The organism is Flavobacterium praedii, from assembly GCF_026810365.1.
Lineage (GTDB): Bacteria > Bacteroidota > Bacteroidia > Flavobacteriales > Flavobacteriaceae > Flavobacterium > Flavobacterium praedii.
This window is the reverse complement of record NZ_CP113948.1, coordinates 3,732,620-3,752,505: the sequence shown is the minus strand read 5'-3', so window position 1 is coordinate 3,752,505 and position 19,886 is coordinate 3,732,620. Positions and strand designations below refer to the sequence as shown.

Genomic DNA, 19,886 nt, shown 5'->3' with positions numbered 1-19,886 from the left:
TGTTGTTTGTACAAGAATCTCTTTAAAGTTGAATATATATAATTGTTGTATTTAGATTTTCGCTAATTCTTCTCCGTTCAAAACTACTTTATAATGTATTGTTGCTGTTGGTTCCAATGTTTTGGAAACTGAGCAGTATTTCTCAAAAGAAAGTTGTGCTGCTTTCAACGCTTTTTCTCCATTTATTGGTCCTTCCAAATAAAACACAACGTGAATATCTTTGAAAGGTTTTGCTTCTCCTACTTGTACGCGTTCACCTTCAACCTCAGCCTTGAAAGAAGTGATTTCCTGACGCTGTTTTTTTAGGATTGAAATCATATCAATTCCGCTACAACCTGCAACGCCCATTAATACTAATTCCATTGGGCTTGGTCCCATATCATTTCCTCCAAATTCCGGACGACTGTCTACATTTACAACCATTCCACGTTCGTTTTTCATTTCGAAATGGAAGTTGTCGTTTACTCTGTTAAGTGTTATTTTCATTGTTCTCTTTTTTAAATGCTGATGATGCGGATTTTTTTATTGATCTCCAGTTTCTAAATTATTATTACCATTTAAATAATCATCAATTATTATTTTTGATGCATCAAAATCCAGCTCATCAACTTGAAGCTTAACAGGATCTAAGCCTCCCGAAGCAACAACCCAAGGCTCAATATTGGACATATATTCATTTTGGGTAAAAACTGAAATTTCGTTTCCTTCTAATAAATTTCTAACATTCATTGCCTCAAAATACGACCCACGAAAAACTTCTACCATAACTATTTTTTTAAATGCTAATAATGCGATTTTCTAACTCAGTTTCAACGATTATTTTTATTCTTAAATCAAACTCTAAAATCTGCAATCTTTTTTATTCCCATTCGGGGGGTAGGGGGCTACCCTTTATCCGATAATCTCAAAATATCTCCAAAAACGCCTCTCGCCGTTACTGCCGATCCAGCTCCTGCACCTTGAATAACGATTGGTCGATCTCCATAAGATTCGGTGTAAATTTCGAAGAAAGAATCCGAACCTTTCAATCCACCCAAAGCAGTGTCTTTTGGCACCGAAACCAGCTTCACTTCTAGATTCCCTTTGTCGTTTTGCAAATCACCCGATAATTCTCCAATGTATCGCAACACGCGATTCGGTTCTTGATCTGCTTTGATTTTAGCATAAATAGGATCAAACTCGGTCAATTTATTCAAGAAATCAGAAACATCACCTTCACGCAAATGCTCCGGAATTAAGTTCTGAATATTAATCTCTTCAAACTCATTTTGTAAATCCAATTCTCTCGCCAAGATTAATAATTTTCTACCTACATCGTTTCCGCAAAGGTCTTCTCTTGGATCCGGTTCTGTGTAACCGTTATCAATGGCCTCTTTTAATATTTCACTAAACGGAGCATCTTTCGCAGAGAAATTGTTGAACAAATAACTCAATGTTCCAGAGAATACACCTTTGATTTTGGTAATATTTTCACCCGAAAGGTGCAATAATTTTATCGTATCAATCAATGGCAAACCAGCACCAACATTGGTTTCATAAAGATAGGTTTTTTGATTGTGTTCCAATACTTGACGCAATTGTTTGTAAAAAGCGTAACTCAACGTATTCGCTACTTTATTAGACGAAATTAAGTCGAAACTATTTTCGGCCAATTTGATGTAATTTTCAACGAAAGCAGTAGATGCCGAATTGTCAATCGCAATCAAATTCTCTAAGTGATGCTCAGTTGCAAAAGCAATAACATCATCAATCGTATACGAAGTTCCGTTGGTTTGAATTTCATTTCTCCAATTTGGCGAAACCCCATTTTTATTCAAAAGCACACTTTTGGAATTGGCAATTGCAAAAACATTCAGTTTGATTCCTTTGCGTTTTTCGATCGCACCAGCCGATTCTAAAATTTGGTTTATCAACGTTCCTCCTACCAATCCGTGACCAAAAATTGCAATATTGATTTTCTTCGAAACTCCAAAAATCTCTCCGTGAATCACATTCAAAGCCTTATTCAACTCCGATTTTTTCACCACCAAACTCACGTTTTTACCCGTAACCGTGTTGTTGAAAAGGATCGGAACAATTTTGTTCTTGATTAAAGCCGTATACGGTTTATGAAATGTACTCAAATCCTGCCCGATGATCGAAATCACCGAAACATTATCGGTAACCGTAATTTTGTTAACGTCTTTTGAGTAAAAATCATTTTCAAATTCTTTCTCCAATTCAATCATCGCACGAGTCGCTTTGTCTGCATCAACCACAAGGCCAATTCCTCTTTCAGATGAACCTTGCGAGATAATACTAACGCTGATTTCGTTGTCTCCCATTACTTTAAAGATACGAGCGTCAACTCCCGTTTTTCCTAGCAATCCTCGACCTTCCAAATTTACTAAAGCAACATTTTCCAGAACCGAAAGTGTTTTAATTCCTTCTTTATCTGCTCTGGAAGTAATTAATGTTCCTTGATTTTCGTGATTGAATGTATTCAAAATACGAAGCGGAATATTTTTTTCCAACAAAGGAATAATAGTTTTTGCATGTAAAATCGTTGCTCCAAAATTGGCCAACTCATTCGCTTCGTTAAATGACAAATGGTCTATTTTTTTGGCATCCAAAACCAAATCAGGATTGGCTGTATAAATTCCGTCAACATGCGTGTAATTTTGAAGTTCCGTTGCATCAAGGTAATTCGCCAGCAAAGAAGCGGTATAATTACTACCGTTTCTTCCCAATGTTGTCGCTTCATTTTTACTGTTGGAACCAATAAAACCAGTCACCACATTTACCGTAGTTCCGTTATGCTCTTTAAAGTAAGCAACCACATTTTTCTTAGACAATTGCTCCACGGGTTGCGCATCGCCATAATTCGAGTCTGTTTTTATCAATTCTCTTGTGTCGGCAAAGTGCGCGTTTACACCATTTTTGATTAAAATAGCCGTCAGTAATTTAGCCGAAATCAACTCTCCTTTCGAAAGTACTTCGTCCTTAATTTTCACACTATAATCCCCAATCAGACTAACCCCTTCAAAAAGTTTTTCCAGTTTATTAAACTCTTCAGACAAATCTACATCCTCATAAACGTCTTGTTGGTAGCTTTTAAAATCCTCAAAAAGCGGTTTGTAATCCCCGTTTTTAGAAGCCAAGGCCAATATATCTTCCAGTTCATCCGTTGCGTTTCCACGTGCCGAAACCACCACAGCAATCTGCTCACCATTATTTACTTTTCCGGCAATAATTGCCACTACCTTATTGATTCCGTCTCCATTCGACAAAGACTTTCCTCCAAATTTTAATATCTTCATTATCTTATTTTTTAAAGTCGGTACTCTCGTTCGACCATTTTTTATCAGTAATAAACCTTATTTCTATTTCATTATCTTCTGTTGGGCGTGCCACCATCAGGAAAAGGAGCCTAATTTTCTATGTGCTCATTCGGCTCCTTTCCCTAATGCTGTCGGGCTATACGCGCTACTTTGGTAGCTAGCTTCTATCCCTCACGCGAGCGGTGCACCACAACTTTATTTCTCCTAAAGAAAAACTCCTTTAAGCAAATTGTCCAGTTGTTTGTATTCTATCAAGAAAGCATCGTGCCCGTGAATGGAATCTATCTCTTGAAACGTTACATTGGTTTTGTGTTTTCTCAATGTTTCGTAAGTCTCTTTATTCTCATTTACCGTAAAAAACAAATCTGAATTGATTCCAATAATATGAATATCCGCTTCAATTTGTGAGGCTACCGAAATAAAAGACTCTCTATTTCTTGAAATGTCTATCGTTTTCAACAGCTGATTCATCAATTTATACGCTGAAAGCTGAAACCTTTTTTGTAATTTTTCTCCGTGATGATTCAGCCAGCTTTCGATATTAAAAACAGCCAATTCTTCATTGGTGGTTCTATCAAATTTTGCCTTGAAAGATTCAGGCGTTCTATAACACAACATGGCGTGTATCCGAGCGTCTTCAATTGGCTTAGCCGAATTATTCAAAATTTGTTCTTGCAAAAAACAATTCGCGATCAACCAATCAGTCGATTTCCAGTCGGTTGCAATCGGAATTAAATGTTTTGTGATTTGTGGTGACAATCCAGCAATTTCCCAAGCAATTCCGCCACCTACAGAACCACCGATAATGGCGAATAATTGCTTAATTTGAAGTATTTTTAGTCCTTCTATAAAAAGTTTGGCTACGTCTCTGGCTGTAAAATCCAAATAGTTTTCGATTACAGTATCGTCAAAACCATTACCTGGAACATTAAAAGCTAGTATAGTATATTTATTGGTATCTATCGTTCTCTTATCGCCAATAAGTACATTCCACCATCCTTTCAAACCCACCACTTGTGAATTCCCGGTTAATGCATGATTGACCAAAACAATAGGCGCTGTATGTAATGCAGGGCCAAAAAGCTGATAACTCAAATTAATGGCAGCATAAAAAGCACCCCTTTCGGTAGTAAAATCTTGTATGGTAATTGTGGTTGGTTTATTTTCCAATTTCAAATCTATTTTGATTTTTTGATTTGTACCTGGAAATATTATGAAGAAAGCTAGAAAAAACTAGATAAATTCTTGTGTTATCTTTCCACGTTTGGCGTGGTAGAATGCAGCACCTTCTTCGATAAATCGAAGGGTTGCTAAGGCTTCATCGGGTCTAATCCCTCTGCCTTTCTTTATAACATTTCAATACGTTTCTGAACTTAAAGGTGCAAATTAACTACAATTTTATGAAACAACCAAATTATTATTCAATTCATCTTTGAAACAATTGTTGTTAATTAATTAATAAATTGCCACGAATTGTACACTCGAGCTTCAGCGAACTGACAAAGAAAAATAGTACGAGTCTATCTTATCCAAAAGAAAAATTCGTATTTTCTTAACCATGCAATTCGTGGCAAATAATTTTCACCTACACATTTCCTGTTGCATTTGTATTCTAAATAAAAAGAGTTTCATTTTCTTTAGAATACATATGAAACAATAAGGTGCTTTTTCCTTTTTTTGCTTTCAAATCGAAATTCTCATCAACATGAAACCTGGTGTGATCCAACTCTTTCATCGGATTAATAGGTTCTACTTTTATTGCTTTTAAAATTGCTTTTTTTAGTAACTCAACTTTGCTTGTGATATATGTTATAGTTTTCATGATATTTTATTTTGTAATTAATGTTTCTTTTTTATGGCTTGTAGTTCAAATGTTTTGCAACATTCTCTTTCTTTTTTTATAGCACAATGAGTTTCGTTTTCTAAAAAATCAATTGTGCAATTATACTTTTACTGTTAATTCGGCAAAAACGGCTGATAAATCGGCTTTTAAATCTTCGATGTCTTCTAGTCCTACTGATAGTCGAATCAAATCTTTGGTTACTCCCGTGGCGACCTGCTCTTCATCTGACAATTGCTGATGCGTTGTACTGGCCGGATGGATAATCAAAGATTTGGTGTCTCCAATGTTGGCTAAAAGCGAAAATAACTTCGTTTCATCAGCCACCTTCTTGGCCGCTTCAAAACCACCTTTTAAACCAAATGTCAACAATCCGTTTTGTCCTTTTGGCAAATACTGCTGTGCCAAATCATAATACTTACTCGACTTTAAACCCGGATAATTAACCCAAGACACTGCCTCCTGTTTTTCTAACCACTGTGCCAATGCCAATCCGTTTTCACTGTGTTTCTGGACTCGAACAGGCAAGGTTTCCAATCCCTGTATAATCTGAAAAGCATTAAACGGACTCAATGCAGCTCCATAATCCCGCAATCCTTCGATTCTCACTTTGGCAATAAAGGCAGCGTTTCCAAGTGCTTCATGATATACTAATCCATGATATCCAGCTGAAGGCTCTGTAAACTCAGGAAACTTACCACTACTCCAATCAAATGTTCCTGCATCAATAACAACTCCTCCAAGTGAGGTTCCGTTTCCTGAAATGTATTTGGTCAGGGAGTGAATTACAATATTAGCTCCATGTTCAATTGGGTTCAACAAATAAGGTGACGGAACTGTGTTATCTACAATAAACGGAACTTTGAACGCTTTGGCTTCCGCCGAAATGGCTTTAAGATCAAGAACGTCTAATTTTGGATTCCCTAAACTTTCTGCAAAAAATATTCTGGTATTTTCTTTTGCTGCTTTGGTAAAATTTGATGGATCGGACGGATCAACAAATGTGGTTGTGATTCCCAATCTTGGTAAAGTCGCACTCAATAAATTATAGGTTCCTCCATACAAACTATTGGAAGCCACTATATGATCTCCTGTTTTTAACAAAACCAACAATGTAGTTGCAATAGCCGCAGTTCCGGATGCGGTGACTACTGCTCCAATTCCACCTTCCAAAGCTGCTAAACGTTGCTCTAGAATATCGTTCGTAGGATTATTTAATCGAGTATATATAAATCCAGCTTCTGCAAGGCCAAATAAATTGGCTGCATGCTCCGAATTATTGAAAACATAAGAAGTCGTTTGATAAATAGGCACTGCGCGTGTACCTGCGTGTTTTGTAACGTCATGTCCTGCGTGCAATGCATTAGTTGCGAATTTATTTGAACTCATAATTTTTTATTTTTAATTTATATTTAAACAAAGCATATTCGCTTTTATATTTTTTTTTAATTTCTGGTTTTCTTAGCCTTTGAAGGCAGAAAAACAAAAAACCCTTTTAGATACGTATCCAAAAGGGTTTTAAGTTATTTGATAAACTTATACTTTTGGAATCAGCAGACACAAACACACATCATGGCATTGACACACATCATCGACTTCGATTTGCAAATGGCAACCTGAATGTTTGAGTAATTTTGCTTCATATTGTATTCTTAATTGTTATTTATTTTAAAAAAAAGAGTAAAAAAAAACCTCCCTTTTAAGTGGGAGGTTTTTGCTATATATTTTTTGTATTTAAATTGTAGCTATACACACTCCCCACAGGATTCATCCTGAATGGCTTTTTTAGACATATTGCATACTTTAAACTTCATTTTTTCTTTTTTTAAATCTGTTTGACAAATATCTGAACTTTTTTTCAATAATCCTAATACTAAACGTAATTTTAATGTTTTCTAAACAAATTATTAAAATTACAACTACCTAAACACAAGGATGTTACTTAAATTTAAGTTTCAAATTTTAAAATATTCCTACATTATTTTAACAAAAATTTCTCATTTTATTTTTTTTGAAACTTAAAATTAATTCAAAAACAAAAATTCTTCGTATTTTGAATGAATTGTTTGATAAAATAGTATTCCAACCAAAGCTACTAATCCAACTGCAATGATGAGTAATGGATTTGAAAAAAAAGAAAGAATAACATAACATAGAATACTAACCTCTGCGGAAGCCTTCCACAACACACCTCATACAACAAATATTGCAAATTATTAAATTCATATTGTTTATGATTGATCCTATTCAAAGGGTCAAAAATGCGAACTATTTTTTAAACCGCCAAACAAAAATCATTTTATTTTGTTAAATTCTATAGAATTAGTATAGTTTGTTAAATTCCTCTTAATTAATTAAAAAAAACAAAAGAATAATTTGCAATTCAAAATGGTTTCATACATTTGCACCCGAATACAAGAGGAAAAATTTGAACTGATTGCAACCTCTTCATAATGAAAGGAATTCATTATGGATGCTGAAAAATTTTCAGTATAAAAAATGCTAAAGCAGAAACTCTCCTTTAGCCTTTCTAGCAATTATTTTTTCCTCGTTTAATTTTTAAAATTTATAATTATTATGGCTTATTTATTTACGTCAGAATCTGTAAGTGAGGGACACCCAGACAAAGTTGCAGATCAAATTTCGGATGCATTAATTGATAACTTTTTGGCATTTGATGCTGACTCAAAAGTAGCTTGTGAAACATTAGTTACAACTGGTCAAGTAATTTTGGCAGGTGAAGTTAAGTCGAATACCTACTTGGATGTACAACAAATTGCACGTGATGTAATTCGCAAAATTGGTTATACAAAAAGTGAATACATGTTTGAAGCCAATTCTTGCGGTATTCTTTCGGCCATTCACGAACAATCTGCCGATATTAATCAAGGAGTTGACAGAGCTAGCAAAGAAGAGCAAGGAGCAGGTGACCAAGGAATGATGTTTGGTTACGCAACAAATGAAACTGAAAATTACATGCCTTTGGCACTTGATTTATCTCATAAATTATTGCAAGAATTAGCCATTTTAAGACGTGAAAATAATGAAATCACTTATTTACGTCCTGATGCAAAATCTCAAGTTACATTAGAATACAGCGATGACAACAAACCAACACGTATTGATGCTATCGTAATTTCTACACAACATGATGATTTTGATGAAGAAGCGACTATGCTTGCTAAAATCAAAAAAGACATCATAGACATATTAATTCCACGAATCATTGCAAAAAATCCTGCTCACGCACATTTATTCAATGATAAAATTCAATACCATATTAATCCAACTGGGAAATTCGTAATTGGAGGACCTCACGGAGATACAGGATTAACAGGAAGAAAAATTATTGTAGACACTTATGGTGGAAAAGGAGCTCACGGTGGTGGTGCTTTCTCTGGAAAAGATCCAAGTAAAGTAGACAGAAGTGCGGCTTATGCTACACGTCACATCGCCAAAAACCTTGTTGCAGCTGGTGTTGCTGATGAGATTTTGGTACAGGTTTCTTATGCAATTGGTGTTGCAAAACCAATGGGAATTTTTATTGATACTTACGGAACTTCAAAAGTAAATTTGACTAATGGTGAAATTGCCAAAAAAGTAGAAGCTATTTTTGATATGCGTCCTTACTTCATCGAACAACGTTTGAAATTAAGAAACCCAATCTATAGCGAAACTGCTGCTTACGGCCACATGGGACGTACTCCAGAAACCGTAACCAAAACGTTCTCTGCTCCTGGTGGATTGACAAAAACAGTTACTGTTGATTTGTTTACTTGGGAAAAATTAGATTTCGTTGATCAAGTGAAAACAGCTTTTGGATTGTAAAAAAATCTAAAATTATTTAAATATAAAATCCGTCTTGTTTTGTTACGAGACGGTTTTTGCTTTATTACTTAATCCTTCCTTTTAATTCCAGTTTAATAATCCCAGAAGTAGAATTACTAACGACTTCGATTTGTCTCGAAATCATTCCTTTGGATTCAGGAATAAACTGAACATAAATTGATTTTTTCTGTCCCGGAAAATTTGATTTATCCAAAATAGTACCTTCAAAAAAGACATCTTTATCACTCTGTAATTCTGATATTACAAAATGTTTGTCCGAAATATTTTCTATTGCATAAACCTTTTTTTTATAGTTTCTCCCAATATTGCAACACCAAAATCAACTATCTTATTCTCAATTTTCTTTTGGCATTTTAAATGTAAATCTTTAAAGAAAAATTAAAAATGATTACCCGCAATGTTTTGTAAAATGTTAAAAAATAAAAAATACCAATATTTTTTATTTATATTAAAATTTAAGTATTTTTAAATAAAAATTAAATCACTATAGTTCAAACATCATACATGATAATTAATCAAAAAAATATACTATGAAATACTTTTTAAGAATACTAATATTTACACTATCATTAACATTGTTTTCGAATCACATTACTGCTCAAAGCAACAAACGCAATGACAGAAAAAATTGGGATAAAGAAGATAAAAAATGGGGATCATCCATTGGTGGATGGGAAAAAATAGGCACTAAAACAGTACAAAAAATAACTGAAGTAGATGAATTTAGACCTTCAAGTAGATCCACCTATTCTGCTATAAAAATAAGGGTTATAAACAATCCTGTTACAATCAACAAAATGACTATATATTATGATAATGGGCAATCACAAGAAGTAGTATTAAGAAAATTTATTGGTCCTGGTGAGGAAACTAGAATAATCAATTTAATAGGCAACAAAAGAAGAATTGATAAAATACGCTTTTTATACAAAAGTAAAAATTTATTGGGTAGTAGAGCAGAAGTTGAAGTTTGGGCAAAAAGAAATTAAAACAACTTATAAAAAGTACATATGCACATCCAAATAATAGATTAATAATAAAGTATATATCTATCTATTGGATTCCTAATTTAAATTTTACTCAAACAAGAAAGCCAATTCAAAATTGAATTGGCTTTCTTGTTGAAAGGAGTTTTTTTTTACAATTAATTTACGAAATAGCACTACCATTCATTTACTTTATTGGCATCCATTTTTATAAAAATGAATAATAAAATTGTAAATCCCCATAATCCAGATCCGCCATAAGAAAAGAAAGGCAAAGGCACTCCTATGGTTGGAAAAATTCCAACTACCATGGCAATATTTACAAAAAAATGAGTAAATAATATTCCTGCGACACAGTAGCCATATACTCTACTGAATTTTGTTTTTTGTCTTTCGGCAAGATAAATTATACGGAGGAATAAACCAGTAAATAACCCAATTACCACTAAAGAGCCAACAAAACCCCACTCTTCACCAACGGTTGTAAAAATATAATCCGTATGCTGCTCTGGAACGAATCCTCCTTTAGTTTGAGTACCTTCAAGGAATCCTTTCCCGAACCAACCTCCTGAACCAATAGCAATTTCAGATTGATTAGTATTATACCCAATCCCTTTCATATCGACTTGTTTCCCTAATAAAATATTAAAACGATCTCTATGGTGTTGCTTAAAAACATTTGTAAAAACATAGTTTACTGATAATACAAAACTAGATATTATAACAAAAAGTATACCGCTTAAGACAATATTCCTATCTGCTAATCTTGATTTAAAATGTATTAAAACAATTATTAATAAAGATATTAAAATAACATATTGTGGCTCCAAAACCAACGTTAACATAAAAAGTAATATGGTAACAAAACCTGTCCAAACGTACCAAGACGGTAAACCTTCTCTATACAATACTATAATAAAAATACTATATATTAATGCGCTTCCAGGATCTGGTTGCGGCAAGATTAGTAAAACTGGTAAAAAAACTATTGCTAAAGCTTGAATTTGTCTATTTAAATCTTTTAAGTTAATTTGTGTATCACTCAAATATTTAGCCAATGCTAGTGCCGTTGCTGCTTTTGCAAATTCAGAAGGCTGCAAAGTAAAACCTCCTATTCCATACCAGCAACGTTGACCCGCAATTGTTTTACCAAAAACAAACAAACCCGCTAATGATATCAAAGAGATAACAAAAATTATACTTGCGTATTTTTCATAAAATTTACCGTCAATATATAATAAAATAAAAATCAAAGGAATAGATAAAACAATGAATATTGCTTGTTTTTCATAGGTCCCTTCAGTGGAAGACAATGAAGAAGAATAGATATTTAACCACCCTAAAAACACTAGTAAGATATAGATAATGATACATATCCAATCAATATTGCTTGATAAACTTTGATTTTTCATTTGATATGAATATATTATTTTTTTATTTTAGTGGTATCTATTTTAAGCGTATTTGCTTTTATTTTAGCTTTACTTTGTAAGATAGAGTCTTTAATTCTTAATTCTTTTTTTACTTCTTCTGATAGGCCACCTAATTTAGCATAACGACTTTGCAAACTTATATTTAAAACTCTAGTCTCTAAATCGGTTCTAGAAATTTTCTTTTTTAAATATTTTTCAATCATCAAACTAGCAATTGGGCCGGCAATAGTAGCTCCATAGCCACCATTTTCAACCAATACAGCAATGGCAATTTTGGGATTGTCTTTTGGCGCAAAAGCAACAAAAATAGAGTGATCTTGCATTTTGGTTCTTACTCCATCTATTTTTGCAAAATTTTCTGCCGTTCCTGTTTTACCACAAATATCGATTCCTTCAACTTTTAAGGCATAAGCGGTACCGTGATTATATACATCAAATAAACCTTGAATCATAGGAGGGAAATATTTCCTATCAATTGTAGTTACGTGTTTTGTCGTAAACTTAGTGTCAATTTTTTCTCCTTTTATCTTTTTAATAATATGAGGCGTATAATAATATCCTTCATTAGCAACTGCAGACATCATATTTGCCAATTGTATAGGAGTCATTAATACTTCTCCTTGACCAATTGCATTCGATATGATGGTAGTTCCTCTCCAACCTCCATTAGGATATATTCTTTTGTACGTTTTAGAACTTGGTATATTCCCTTTTTTCCCAATAGGCAAATCATAGCCCATAAATTGACCTAATCCAAAACTTTTTACATGATTACTCCATACATCTACGGCATAAGCAGGTTTTTTATATTTGGCAATAGTTTTTAGATATACATTAGAGAAATAGGCATTACACGATTTATAAATTCCTACATTTAAACTTCTAGGTCCAAAAATTCCACAGTGACATCCTTGAAATCGTCCTCTTGCATAAGAGAATCCATGATTACAAACAAAAGTGGTTTCTTCATTAATCACTTCTTCCTGTAATCCAACCAACCCTGTCATGATTTTGAAAGGTGATCCTGGAGGATATTCAGCTAGTAACCCCCTATCGTAAAGAGGTTTAGCAATAGAATCGTAATATAATTTAGTGTAATTTTTTGATTTTTGACGACCTACTAAAATTCCTGGGTCATAAGAAGGAGCGGTTACTAGTGCTAAAATTTCGCCTGTCTTAGGTTCAATAGCCACAATTCCACCTCTTTTATTTACCATTAACTCCTCTCCATACTTTTGAATTACTGCATCAATGGTTAAATTGACATCTTCTCCTTGTTTTGCAATGGTATCGTATTTTCCATCTTTGTAAGATCCAATTTCCCGATTAAATTTATCTTTTTGAAAATACTTTACCCCTTTTACTCCCCTAAGAATCTCTTCATAGCTTTGTTCAACTCCTTGTTTTCCAATTAAATCACCACTTTTGTAATAATGATTTTTTTCAATTTGTTTCTCATTGACTTGAGTAATAAATCCAAATATATTCGCTCCAAAATTTACTTCATAATCACGCAAAGCTCTTTTTTGAAAATAGAACCCATCAAATTTTCGAATTTTTTCTTGAAAAGCAGCAAATTCATTTTTATTTAATTGAGATAAGAATACGGAAGGTAGCCTTGGACTATAAACTTTTGCTTTCTCGATTTTTTTTATAAAATCCTCCTTAGTTATATTTAATAATTTACAAAACTCAAGTGTGTCCGTTTTATCAAGTTCTCTAGGAATAACCATGATATCGTATGAAGGTTGATTAGCAACTAACAAAACACCATTTCTATCATAGATATAGCCACGCTCAGGATAATCATATTTGATTTTTATAGCGTTATTCTCTGATTTTAACTTAAAAGAATCATCAATAATTTGCAAGTAAAAAACACGAATGATTAACAAAGAAGCACCAATTATTATCAAAGCTGGCAACAAAACTTTTCTCATCGTTTATTTGGCTTTATGAGGTATATTACAATTATACAAGTTAAAATAGTAAATAGTGTACTTAAAACAGTTCTCAGCAAAACATCTAAAAAGAAAGTGAACTGAAAAGATTCTAAAATCAATAAGGTAAAATTATGAGTTAGTACCGACAATAAAATAAATGTAAAACGTTCAGGTGTCAATACATCATTCAATTTTACGGTTTGATATTCATAACTCAATCCAAAAGAAAATTTAAAAAAATTAGGTCTTAAGTAAGCTAATAGTACACAAGCTGCTGCATGTACACCTCCAGAATTACAAAATAAATCCATAATAATACCAAGAAAAAAACTGGCTAACAATAGATTTGATTTGTTTCCATTTACTGGATAAAGAATAATAAAAAGAATGTAAGGAAATGCACTTACATAACCACCAAAATTCATATTATTAAAAACAAGAATTTGTAAGGCTAATAAAAACACAAAACGAAAAATATTAACTAACAATGTGTTATTCATTTTTATCTTGTTTTTCTAAATTTCTAATTTCTTCACTATTCCCCGATTTTATAACATATACATGACCCAAATTAGTCATATCATTAAATAATTTAACTGTTATAGTGTAATAATGGGTTTTATCATCAATTTCCAATTTATCAATTGTACCGATACCAATATTTTCAGGAAATATTACTGATTGACCTCCTGTTACAATGGTATCCCCTTTTTTTACAGTGGCTAACCTAGGAACATCTATTAACTGTACAAAACCAGTACTTTTACCATTCCAATTTAAAGACCCAAAATGATCCGAATTTTTAATCTTAGCATTTATTTGAGATTTGACATTCAAAATACTAATAACTGTCGAATAATTGGCAGATACATTATCTGTAATACCAACTATACCCAAACTATTAATTACTCCCATATCAGGCGTAATTCCTGACTTAGAACCTGCATTCAATGTTAAAAAATTCTCATATACATTATAAGAGTTATGAATAACTTTACAAACTACAATATCTTCAGGTTTTACCCCTTTTAAACTATCTAAATTTGGAATTTCTGCTGAATCGCGAGTCTTAAACAATAAACTTTTCAAGTTAGCATTTTCTAGTGCCAACTGATCATTTTGCTCCTTTAAGTGAAGATATTCTTCCATGGAATTAATTCTTTCATAGACACCACCACTTAAGAAGTTAGCAGAACTAATTACTTTACTCCTATGAAAGGAATGGGATTGAATCGTAAGGGCCAACGAAATACCCAAAAGCAGCAAAAACAGTATTCTATTACTGTTTTTTATAATAAATGAAAATATTTGCTGCATTGTATAAAATTAAAAATTTAAAAAATGAAATTTAAAAAAATCCAAACCCCAAATTTTATAGTATTAAATTGGGATTTGGCTTAAGCTTTTTTTATTATTTTATAAGAATGTTTTTAAACTTTGTAATATTTTTTAGCGCCATACCTGTCCCTCTTACAACGGCTCTTAATGGATCTTCTGCAATGTAAACGGGTAAGTCTGTTTTTTGAGAAATTCTTTTATCAAGTCCTCTTAACATAGATCCACCACCAGCAAGATAAATTCCGGTATTATAGATATCGGCTGCTAATTCTGGAGGAGTTTGTGATAATGTTTCCATTACAGCATCTTCTATTCGTTGAATAGATTTGTCCAAAGCTTTTGCAATTTCTCTATACGACACTTCAACCTGTTTTGGTTTTCCTGTCAATAAATCACGTCCTTGAACCGACATGTCTTCTGGAGGAGTCTCCAAATCTTCGATAGCAGCACCAATTTGAATTTTTATTTTCTCTGCTGTACTTTCCCCAACAAATAAGTTGTGTTGTGTACGCATATAGTAAACAATATCATTTGTAAAAACGTCACCAGCAATTTTAACTGATTTGTCACAAACTATTCCACCTAATGCAATTACTGCTATTTCAGTAGTTCCACCACCTATATCAACAATCATATTCCCTTTTGGTTGCATAATATCGATTCCGATACCAATTGCTGCTGCCATAGGCTCATGTATCAAATAAACTTCCTTACCATTTACTCTTTCGCAAGACTCTTTTACTGCTCTCATCTCCACTTCAGTAATTCCGGAAGGAATACAAACCACCATTCTCAATGCTGGAGTGAACATTCTTTTTTTCAATGCAGGTATGCTTTTAATGAACATACTGATCATTTTTTCTGATGCATCAAAATCAGCAATTACACCATCTTTCAAGGGTCTAATTGTTTTAATGTTTTCATGCGTCTTCCCTTGCATCATATTGGCTTCCTTACCAACTGCAATAATTTTGCCTGATATTCGATCACGTGCAACTATAGACGGACTGTCAATTACGACTTTGTCATTGTGTATGATTAAAGTGTTTGCTGTACCAAGGTCTATCGCAATATCCTCGGTCATGAAATCAAAAAATCCCATATGCTTTTTAAGGGTTAAAAAGTTATAAATAATTTACGCACAAAGTTAAACAAATTAATGTTTAAAATGACGTGTTCCTGTAAATACCATCGCAAGATTATTTTCATTGCAATAATTAATGCTCAATTCGTCTTTTATTGATCCTCCTGGCTGAATCACTGCCGTTATTCCTGCTTTCTTTGCAATTTCAACACAATCTGGAAATGGAAAAAAAGCGTCGCTTGCCATAGAAGCTCCTTCTAAGCTGAATCCAAAAACTTTAGCTTTTTCGATAGCTTGCAATAATGCATCTACTCTTGAAGTTTGTCCTGTTCCTGAAGAAATTAACGTGCCGTTTTTAGCAAATACAATAGTATTCGATTTAGTATTTTTACATACTTTAGAAGCAAAAATTAAATCTTCAATTTCTTGCTCCGTAGGCGCTTTTACCGTAACGGTTTTTAAGTCCCCTTTAGTATCCGTGATGTTATTTCTTTCTTGAATCAATAGTCCGTTCAAACATGTTCTAACCTGTTTTTGAGGCAACTCTACTTCATTTTGGATTAAAATAATTCTGTTTTTCTTTTCCTGTAAAATGGCAATTGCTTCTGCATCATAAGACGGAGCGATTACTACTTCACAAAATAATTTGTTGATTTCATTAGCTGTTGCTACATCAATTGTAGTGTTTGCTATCAATACTCCTCCAAATGCAGAAGTAGGATCACAAGCCAAAGCTACATTATAAGCTTCACAAATAGTACTTCTTGTTGCCAATCCACAAGCATTATTATGTTTTAAAATTGCAAAAGTTGGACCGTCTGTTTTAAATTCATTTATTAAATTAACTGCAGCATCTACGTCTAATAAATTATTATAAGATAGTTCTTTACCGTGAACTTTTGTAAACATGGAATCAAAATCTCCAAAGAAAAATCCTTTTTGATGCGGATTTTCTCCATATCGCAATACTTGTCCATTTTCGATACTGGCTTTATAAATAGTTTCATCCGTATTGAAATAATTAAAAATAGCACCATCGTAATGAGAAGAAACATGAAAAGCTTTGGTCGCCAATAATTTTCTATCTGCCAATGTTGTAGCTCCATTTTGAGATGTAATCATATCCAAAAATAAACCGTATTGATCCATAGAAGAAACAATTACAGTGTCTTTAAAGTTTTTTGCGGCAGCGCGAATCAATGAAATACCACCAATATCAATTTTTTCGATAATATCAACTTCACTTGCACCAGAAGCAACTGTTTTTTCAAATGGATATAGATCAACAATTACCAAATCAAGTTGCGGAATATTATATTCTTGCATTTGTTGCACATCACTTTCATTATCTTGACGATTCAAGATCCCTCCAAAAACCTTTGGATGTAACGTTTTCACACGCCCTCCCAAAATTGACGGATATGAAGTAACATCTTCAACTGGGATAACAGGAATTCCTAAATTTTTAATAAATTCCTCAGTACCTCCTGTAGAATAAAAAACCACATTTTGTTTATGCAATTCTCTTACAATTGGTTCAAGGCCTTCTTTTGAAAAAACCGAAATTAATGCGGATTGGATTGTTTTTGTTGTGTTCATCGAGTAGTTATGATTATAAAGTGCAAAAATAGTTTTTTTTGAGAATATAATTCAATAAAAATAATGTAACAATCTCTTAAAATATCACACCTATTGTTAAATGTATTAATTTTAGCTTTTAGAAACCGCCGTGTTGAAATTTCATCCAAATTATAATGACAAAAAGCAGTTCCTGACAACCAAATTTTAAATACTTTTTGGAAGAAATAAAAGTTAATGTTTTACAGTAACACAAATTTAAAAATATGCTAGTTTACCTACGATTATTAAAAGAGAGTTTCGGCTTTGCCATGAATGCACTGAGAAGTAACAAATTAAGAACATTGCTTTCTTTACTGGGAGTAACTATTGGTATATTCTCTATAATAGCAGTACTTGCGGCAGTTGATTCTTTGGATAGAAAAATTTCAAAGGATCTTAGCAGTTTAGATAAAAACACTATTTATTTATTAAAATTTTCATTTGGCCCTTCAGAAATTCCACAATGGAAAAGAGAGCAGTTTCCCAACGTAAAATATTCGGAATATATTTATTTGAAAGGAGCTATGACGCATACCGAACAATTAGGCTATCAAATATTCACCAGAAGAGAAGCTATAAAATTTGAAGCTAATACGGTGAGTGATGTAAATATTGTACCTGTTTCCCACGAATTTATAGACATTCAAGGACTAGAATTTGAAAAGGGCAGATTTTATAATGAGTCCGAAGCGAATTCTGGAGCATCCGTTATTGTGCTTGGTGATGATATTGCAAAAAACCTCTTTGGAGACCTGGAACCCATTGGCAAAAATGTCCGATTGTATGGCCAAAGATTTACCGTTATTGGTATCTTAAAGAAGCAAGGATCAAGCATATTTGGCGAAAGTGACGATTCTTCTGCTTTTATACCCGTTAATTTTATTCGTAGATTATATGGGGATAATAATCCAAATTTAACGAATGTAATCATATTCAAACCCGAAAAAGGCGTTGATATGGAGGAATATAAAAGTGAAATATCCCAAAAGCTAAGAAATTTTAGAGGATTAAAAGCAGGAGAAATCGACAATTTCTTCATCAATGTTTTTGCTGGGTTTCTTGATCTTATTGATGGTATTATTGGTCAAATGAATGTAGTAGGCTGGATTATCTCTGGTTTTTCATTACTAGTTGGAGGTTTTGGAATTGCCAATATCATGTTTGTGTCCGTAAAAGAACGCACCAATCTTATAGGTATCCAAAAATCATTGGGCGCCAAAAATCGTTTTATATTATTTCAGTTTTTATTTGAAGCCATAATTCTATCCGTACTTGGAGGAATTATTGGTTTGTTTATGGTTTGGATAATTGCATTGATCTTGACCAAAGCATTAGATTTTGAATTTGTTTTGGGTCTTGGAAATATTCTTTTGGGAACTGGCTTAGCCGCTATAATTGGACTTATTTCAGGAATTCTTCCAGCTATTGCAGCCTCCAAACTTGATCCTGTAGAAGCCATTAGAACGGGGATGTAATAGTTCTTTTTTGCTATTTTATTCTATATTTTGAAGACAAGAAATAATTAGGTACTTTTGATAAGGCATTACATTTAATTTAATAAATAAATAAATGAGCTTTATTCTAAAACCTGTTGACACTATCGAGTCTATTAGTAGAGAAGATTTTAAAAAAAACTATTTAGATAAAAGAAAGCCTTTAATTATAAAAGGGCTAACTAAAGATTGGCCAGCCCGTGAAAAATGGACAACCGATTATTTTAAACAAATTGCCGGAGATATTGATGTAAAACTGGTCGATAATTCCAAAGCAGATCCAACCAAAATAATAAATGCTTCTATAACCAGTATGAAATTTGGAAAATACTTGGATTTAATAAAAAGAGAACCTTCTGAGTTGCGTATTTTTTTCCTAAACCTATTTAAACAAAGACCTGACTTAATTAATGATATAAAAATCCCCAAAGATTTAATGGGTGGCTTTATTGAAAGTATGCCCGCAATGTTTTTTGGAGGTTCCAGCGCTATCACTTTTTTGCACTATGACATCGATTTACCTCATCTTTTTCATACCCATTTTGGGGGTCGGAAACACATTATTTTGTTTGACTATAAATGGAAAAAAAGACTTTATTGCATTCCAAATACCACTTACGCTTTAGAGGATTACAATGTTTCTAATCCGGATTTCGAAAAATTCCCTGCACTAAAAGGAGTTGAAGGATATGAAGTTTTCTTAGAGCATGGCGACACCTTGTTTATGCCAACTGGAATGTGGCATTGGATGCGCTATATTGATGGCTCCTTTTCATTGACACTTCGTGCCTGGGATCGATCAATAACTCGAAAAATAGCCAGTATCTGGAGTTTATTTATGCATGGCGCAGTGGATAGTGCGATAAAGGTGGTTTTTAAAGAACGTTATGCTAAATGGCGCGAGAAACTGGCATTCAAAATAGCCGAAAAAGAGTTAAAAAATGGCAGGCCAAAAAATTAATCCTAGACACTGCATTAAA

At 33.0% G+C, this 19,886-nt stretch carries 17 protein-coding genes and 1 riboswitch; of the genes, 4 read left to right on the top strand and 13 right to left on the bottom strand.

What is annotated here, in order from left to right; translation table 11 throughout:
• Window positions 1-51: 51 nt before the first annotated feature.
• The 6 genes from OYT91_RS15875 to OYT91_RS15850 form a co-directional block, all read right to left on the bottom strand.
• Window positions 52-486: an OsmC family protein gene (locus OYT91_RS15875; RefSeq protein WP_264566519.1), complete on the bottom strand. Its 435-nt coding sequence runs from the start codon at window positions 484-486 to the stop codon at window positions 52-54.
• 36 nt (window positions 487-522) lie between these two features.
• Window positions 523-765 carry a putative signal transducing protein gene (locus OYT91_RS15870; RefSeq protein WP_281238726.1) on the bottom strand — a complete coding sequence of 81 codons (243 nt, stop codon included), beginning with the start codon at window positions 763-765 and terminating at the stop codon, window positions 523-525.
• A gap of 119 nt (window positions 766-884) precedes the next feature.
• Window positions 885-3,299, bottom strand: a complete 2,415-nt coding sequence (thrA, locus tag OYT91_RS15865) for a bifunctional aspartate kinase/homoserine dehydrogenase I (RefSeq protein ID WP_281238725.1) — start codon at window positions 3,297-3,299, stop codon at window positions 885-887.
• 225 nt (window positions 3,300-3,524) lie between these two features.
• Window positions 3,525-4,490: an alpha/beta fold hydrolase gene (locus OYT91_RS15860; protein ID WP_349293174.1), complete on the bottom strand. Its 966-nt coding sequence runs from the start codon at window positions 4,488-4,490 to the stop codon at window positions 3,525-3,527.
• A 77-nt stretch (window positions 4,491-4,567) separates the two neighbouring features.
• Window positions 4,568-4,675, bottom strand: a riboswitch (SAM riboswitch).
• A gap of 257 nt (window positions 4,676-4,932) precedes the next feature.
• Complete coding sequence (locus tag OYT91_RS15855; RefSeq protein ID WP_281238724.1) at window positions 4,933-5,142, bottom strand: hypothetical protein; 210 nt, start codon at window positions 5,140-5,142, stop codon at window positions 4,933-4,935.
• Window positions 5,143-5,262: 120 nt separating this feature from the next.
• Window positions 5,263-6,549, bottom strand: coding sequence for an O-acetylhomoserine aminocarboxypropyltransferase/cysteine synthase family protein (locus tag OYT91_RS15850; RefSeq protein ID WP_281238723.1), 1,287 nt, complete (start codon window positions 6,547-6,549; stop codon window positions 5,263-5,265).
• A gap of 1,188 nt (window positions 6,550-7,737) precedes the next feature.
• Between OYT91_RS15850 and metK the strand changes: the two genes are divergently transcribed.
• Window positions 7,738-8,988 (top strand): methionine adenosyltransferase, encoded by a 1,251-nt coding sequence (gene metK, locus OYT91_RS15845; RefSeq protein WP_269223948.1) that lies wholly within the window; start codon window positions 7,738-7,740, stop codon window positions 8,986-8,988.
• Window positions 8,989-9,052: 64 nt separating this feature from the next.
• Here the strand turns inward: metK and OYT91_RS15840 are convergent, their stop codons facing one another.
• On the bottom strand, window positions 9,053-9,313 hold the full coding sequence (locus OYT91_RS15840; RefSeq protein ID WP_281240392.1) for a DUF1573 domain-containing protein: 261 nt from the start codon (window positions 9,311-9,313) through the stop codon (window positions 9,053-9,055).
• Between the two features lie 226 nt (window positions 9,314-9,539).
• Between OYT91_RS15840 and OYT91_RS15835 the strand changes: the two genes are divergently transcribed.
• Window positions 9,540-9,998, top strand: coding sequence for a DUF2541 family protein (locus OYT91_RS15835; RefSeq protein ID WP_281238722.1), 459 nt, complete (start codon window positions 9,540-9,542; stop codon window positions 9,996-9,998).
• A gap of 173 nt (window positions 9,999-10,171) precedes the next feature.
• Here OYT91_RS15835 and rodA read toward each other — a convergent pair whose 3' ends face one another.
• From rodA to purH, 6 genes are all read right to left on the bottom strand, one after another.
• The gene (gene rodA / locus OYT91_RS15830; RefSeq protein WP_269223950.1) at window positions 10,172-11,407 is read right to left on the bottom strand and encodes a rod shape-determining protein RodA; all 1,236 of its coding nucleotides are present in this window, start codon (window positions 11,405-11,407) and stop codon (window positions 10,172-10,174) included.
• Window positions 11,408-11,421: 14 nt separating this feature from the next.
• Window positions 11,422-13,368, bottom strand: a complete 1,947-nt coding sequence (gene mrdA, locus OYT91_RS15825) for a penicillin-binding protein 2 (RefSeq protein ID WP_281238721.1) — start codon at window positions 13,366-13,368, stop codon at window positions 11,422-11,424.
• Window positions 13,365-13,871, bottom strand: a complete 507-nt coding sequence (locus OYT91_RS15820; protein ID WP_281238720.1) for a rod shape-determining protein MreD — start codon at window positions 13,869-13,871, stop codon at window positions 13,365-13,367. Before OYT91_RS15820 ends, mrdA begins: the two co-directional genes overlap by 4 nt.
• Window positions 13,864-14,688, bottom strand: a complete 825-nt coding sequence (gene mreC / locus OYT91_RS15815; protein ID WP_281238719.1) for a rod shape-determining protein MreC — start codon at window positions 14,686-14,688, stop codon at window positions 13,864-13,866. Before mreC ends, OYT91_RS15820 begins: the two co-directional genes overlap by 8 nt.
• A gap of 94 nt (window positions 14,689-14,782) precedes the next feature.
• Window positions 14,783-15,811: a rod shape-determining protein gene (locus OYT91_RS15810; protein WP_100433056.1), complete on the bottom strand. Its 1,029-nt coding sequence runs from the start codon at window positions 15,809-15,811 to the stop codon at window positions 14,783-14,785.
• Between the two features lie 54 nt (window positions 15,812-15,865).
• On the bottom strand, window positions 15,866-17,392 hold the full coding sequence (gene purH, locus OYT91_RS15805) for a bifunctional phosphoribosylaminoimidazolecarboxamide formyltransferase/IMP cyclohydrolase (protein ID WP_281238718.1): 1,527 nt from the start codon (window positions 17,390-17,392) through the stop codon (window positions 15,866-15,868).
• 245 nt (window positions 17,393-17,637) lie between these two features.
• Between purH and OYT91_RS15800 the strand changes: the two genes are divergently transcribed.
• A complete protein-coding gene (locus OYT91_RS15800; protein WP_281238717.1) occupies window positions 17,638-18,888 on the top strand; it encodes an ABC transporter permease in 1,251 nt (416 codons plus the stop codon).
• Window positions 18,889-18,982: 94 nt separating this feature from the next.
• Window positions 18,983-19,867 (top strand): cupin-like domain-containing protein, encoded by an 885-nt coding sequence (locus OYT91_RS15795; protein ID WP_281238716.1) that lies wholly within the window; start codon window positions 18,983-18,985, stop codon window positions 19,865-19,867.
• The last annotated feature ends 19 nt before the right edge of the window (window positions 19,868-19,886 follow it).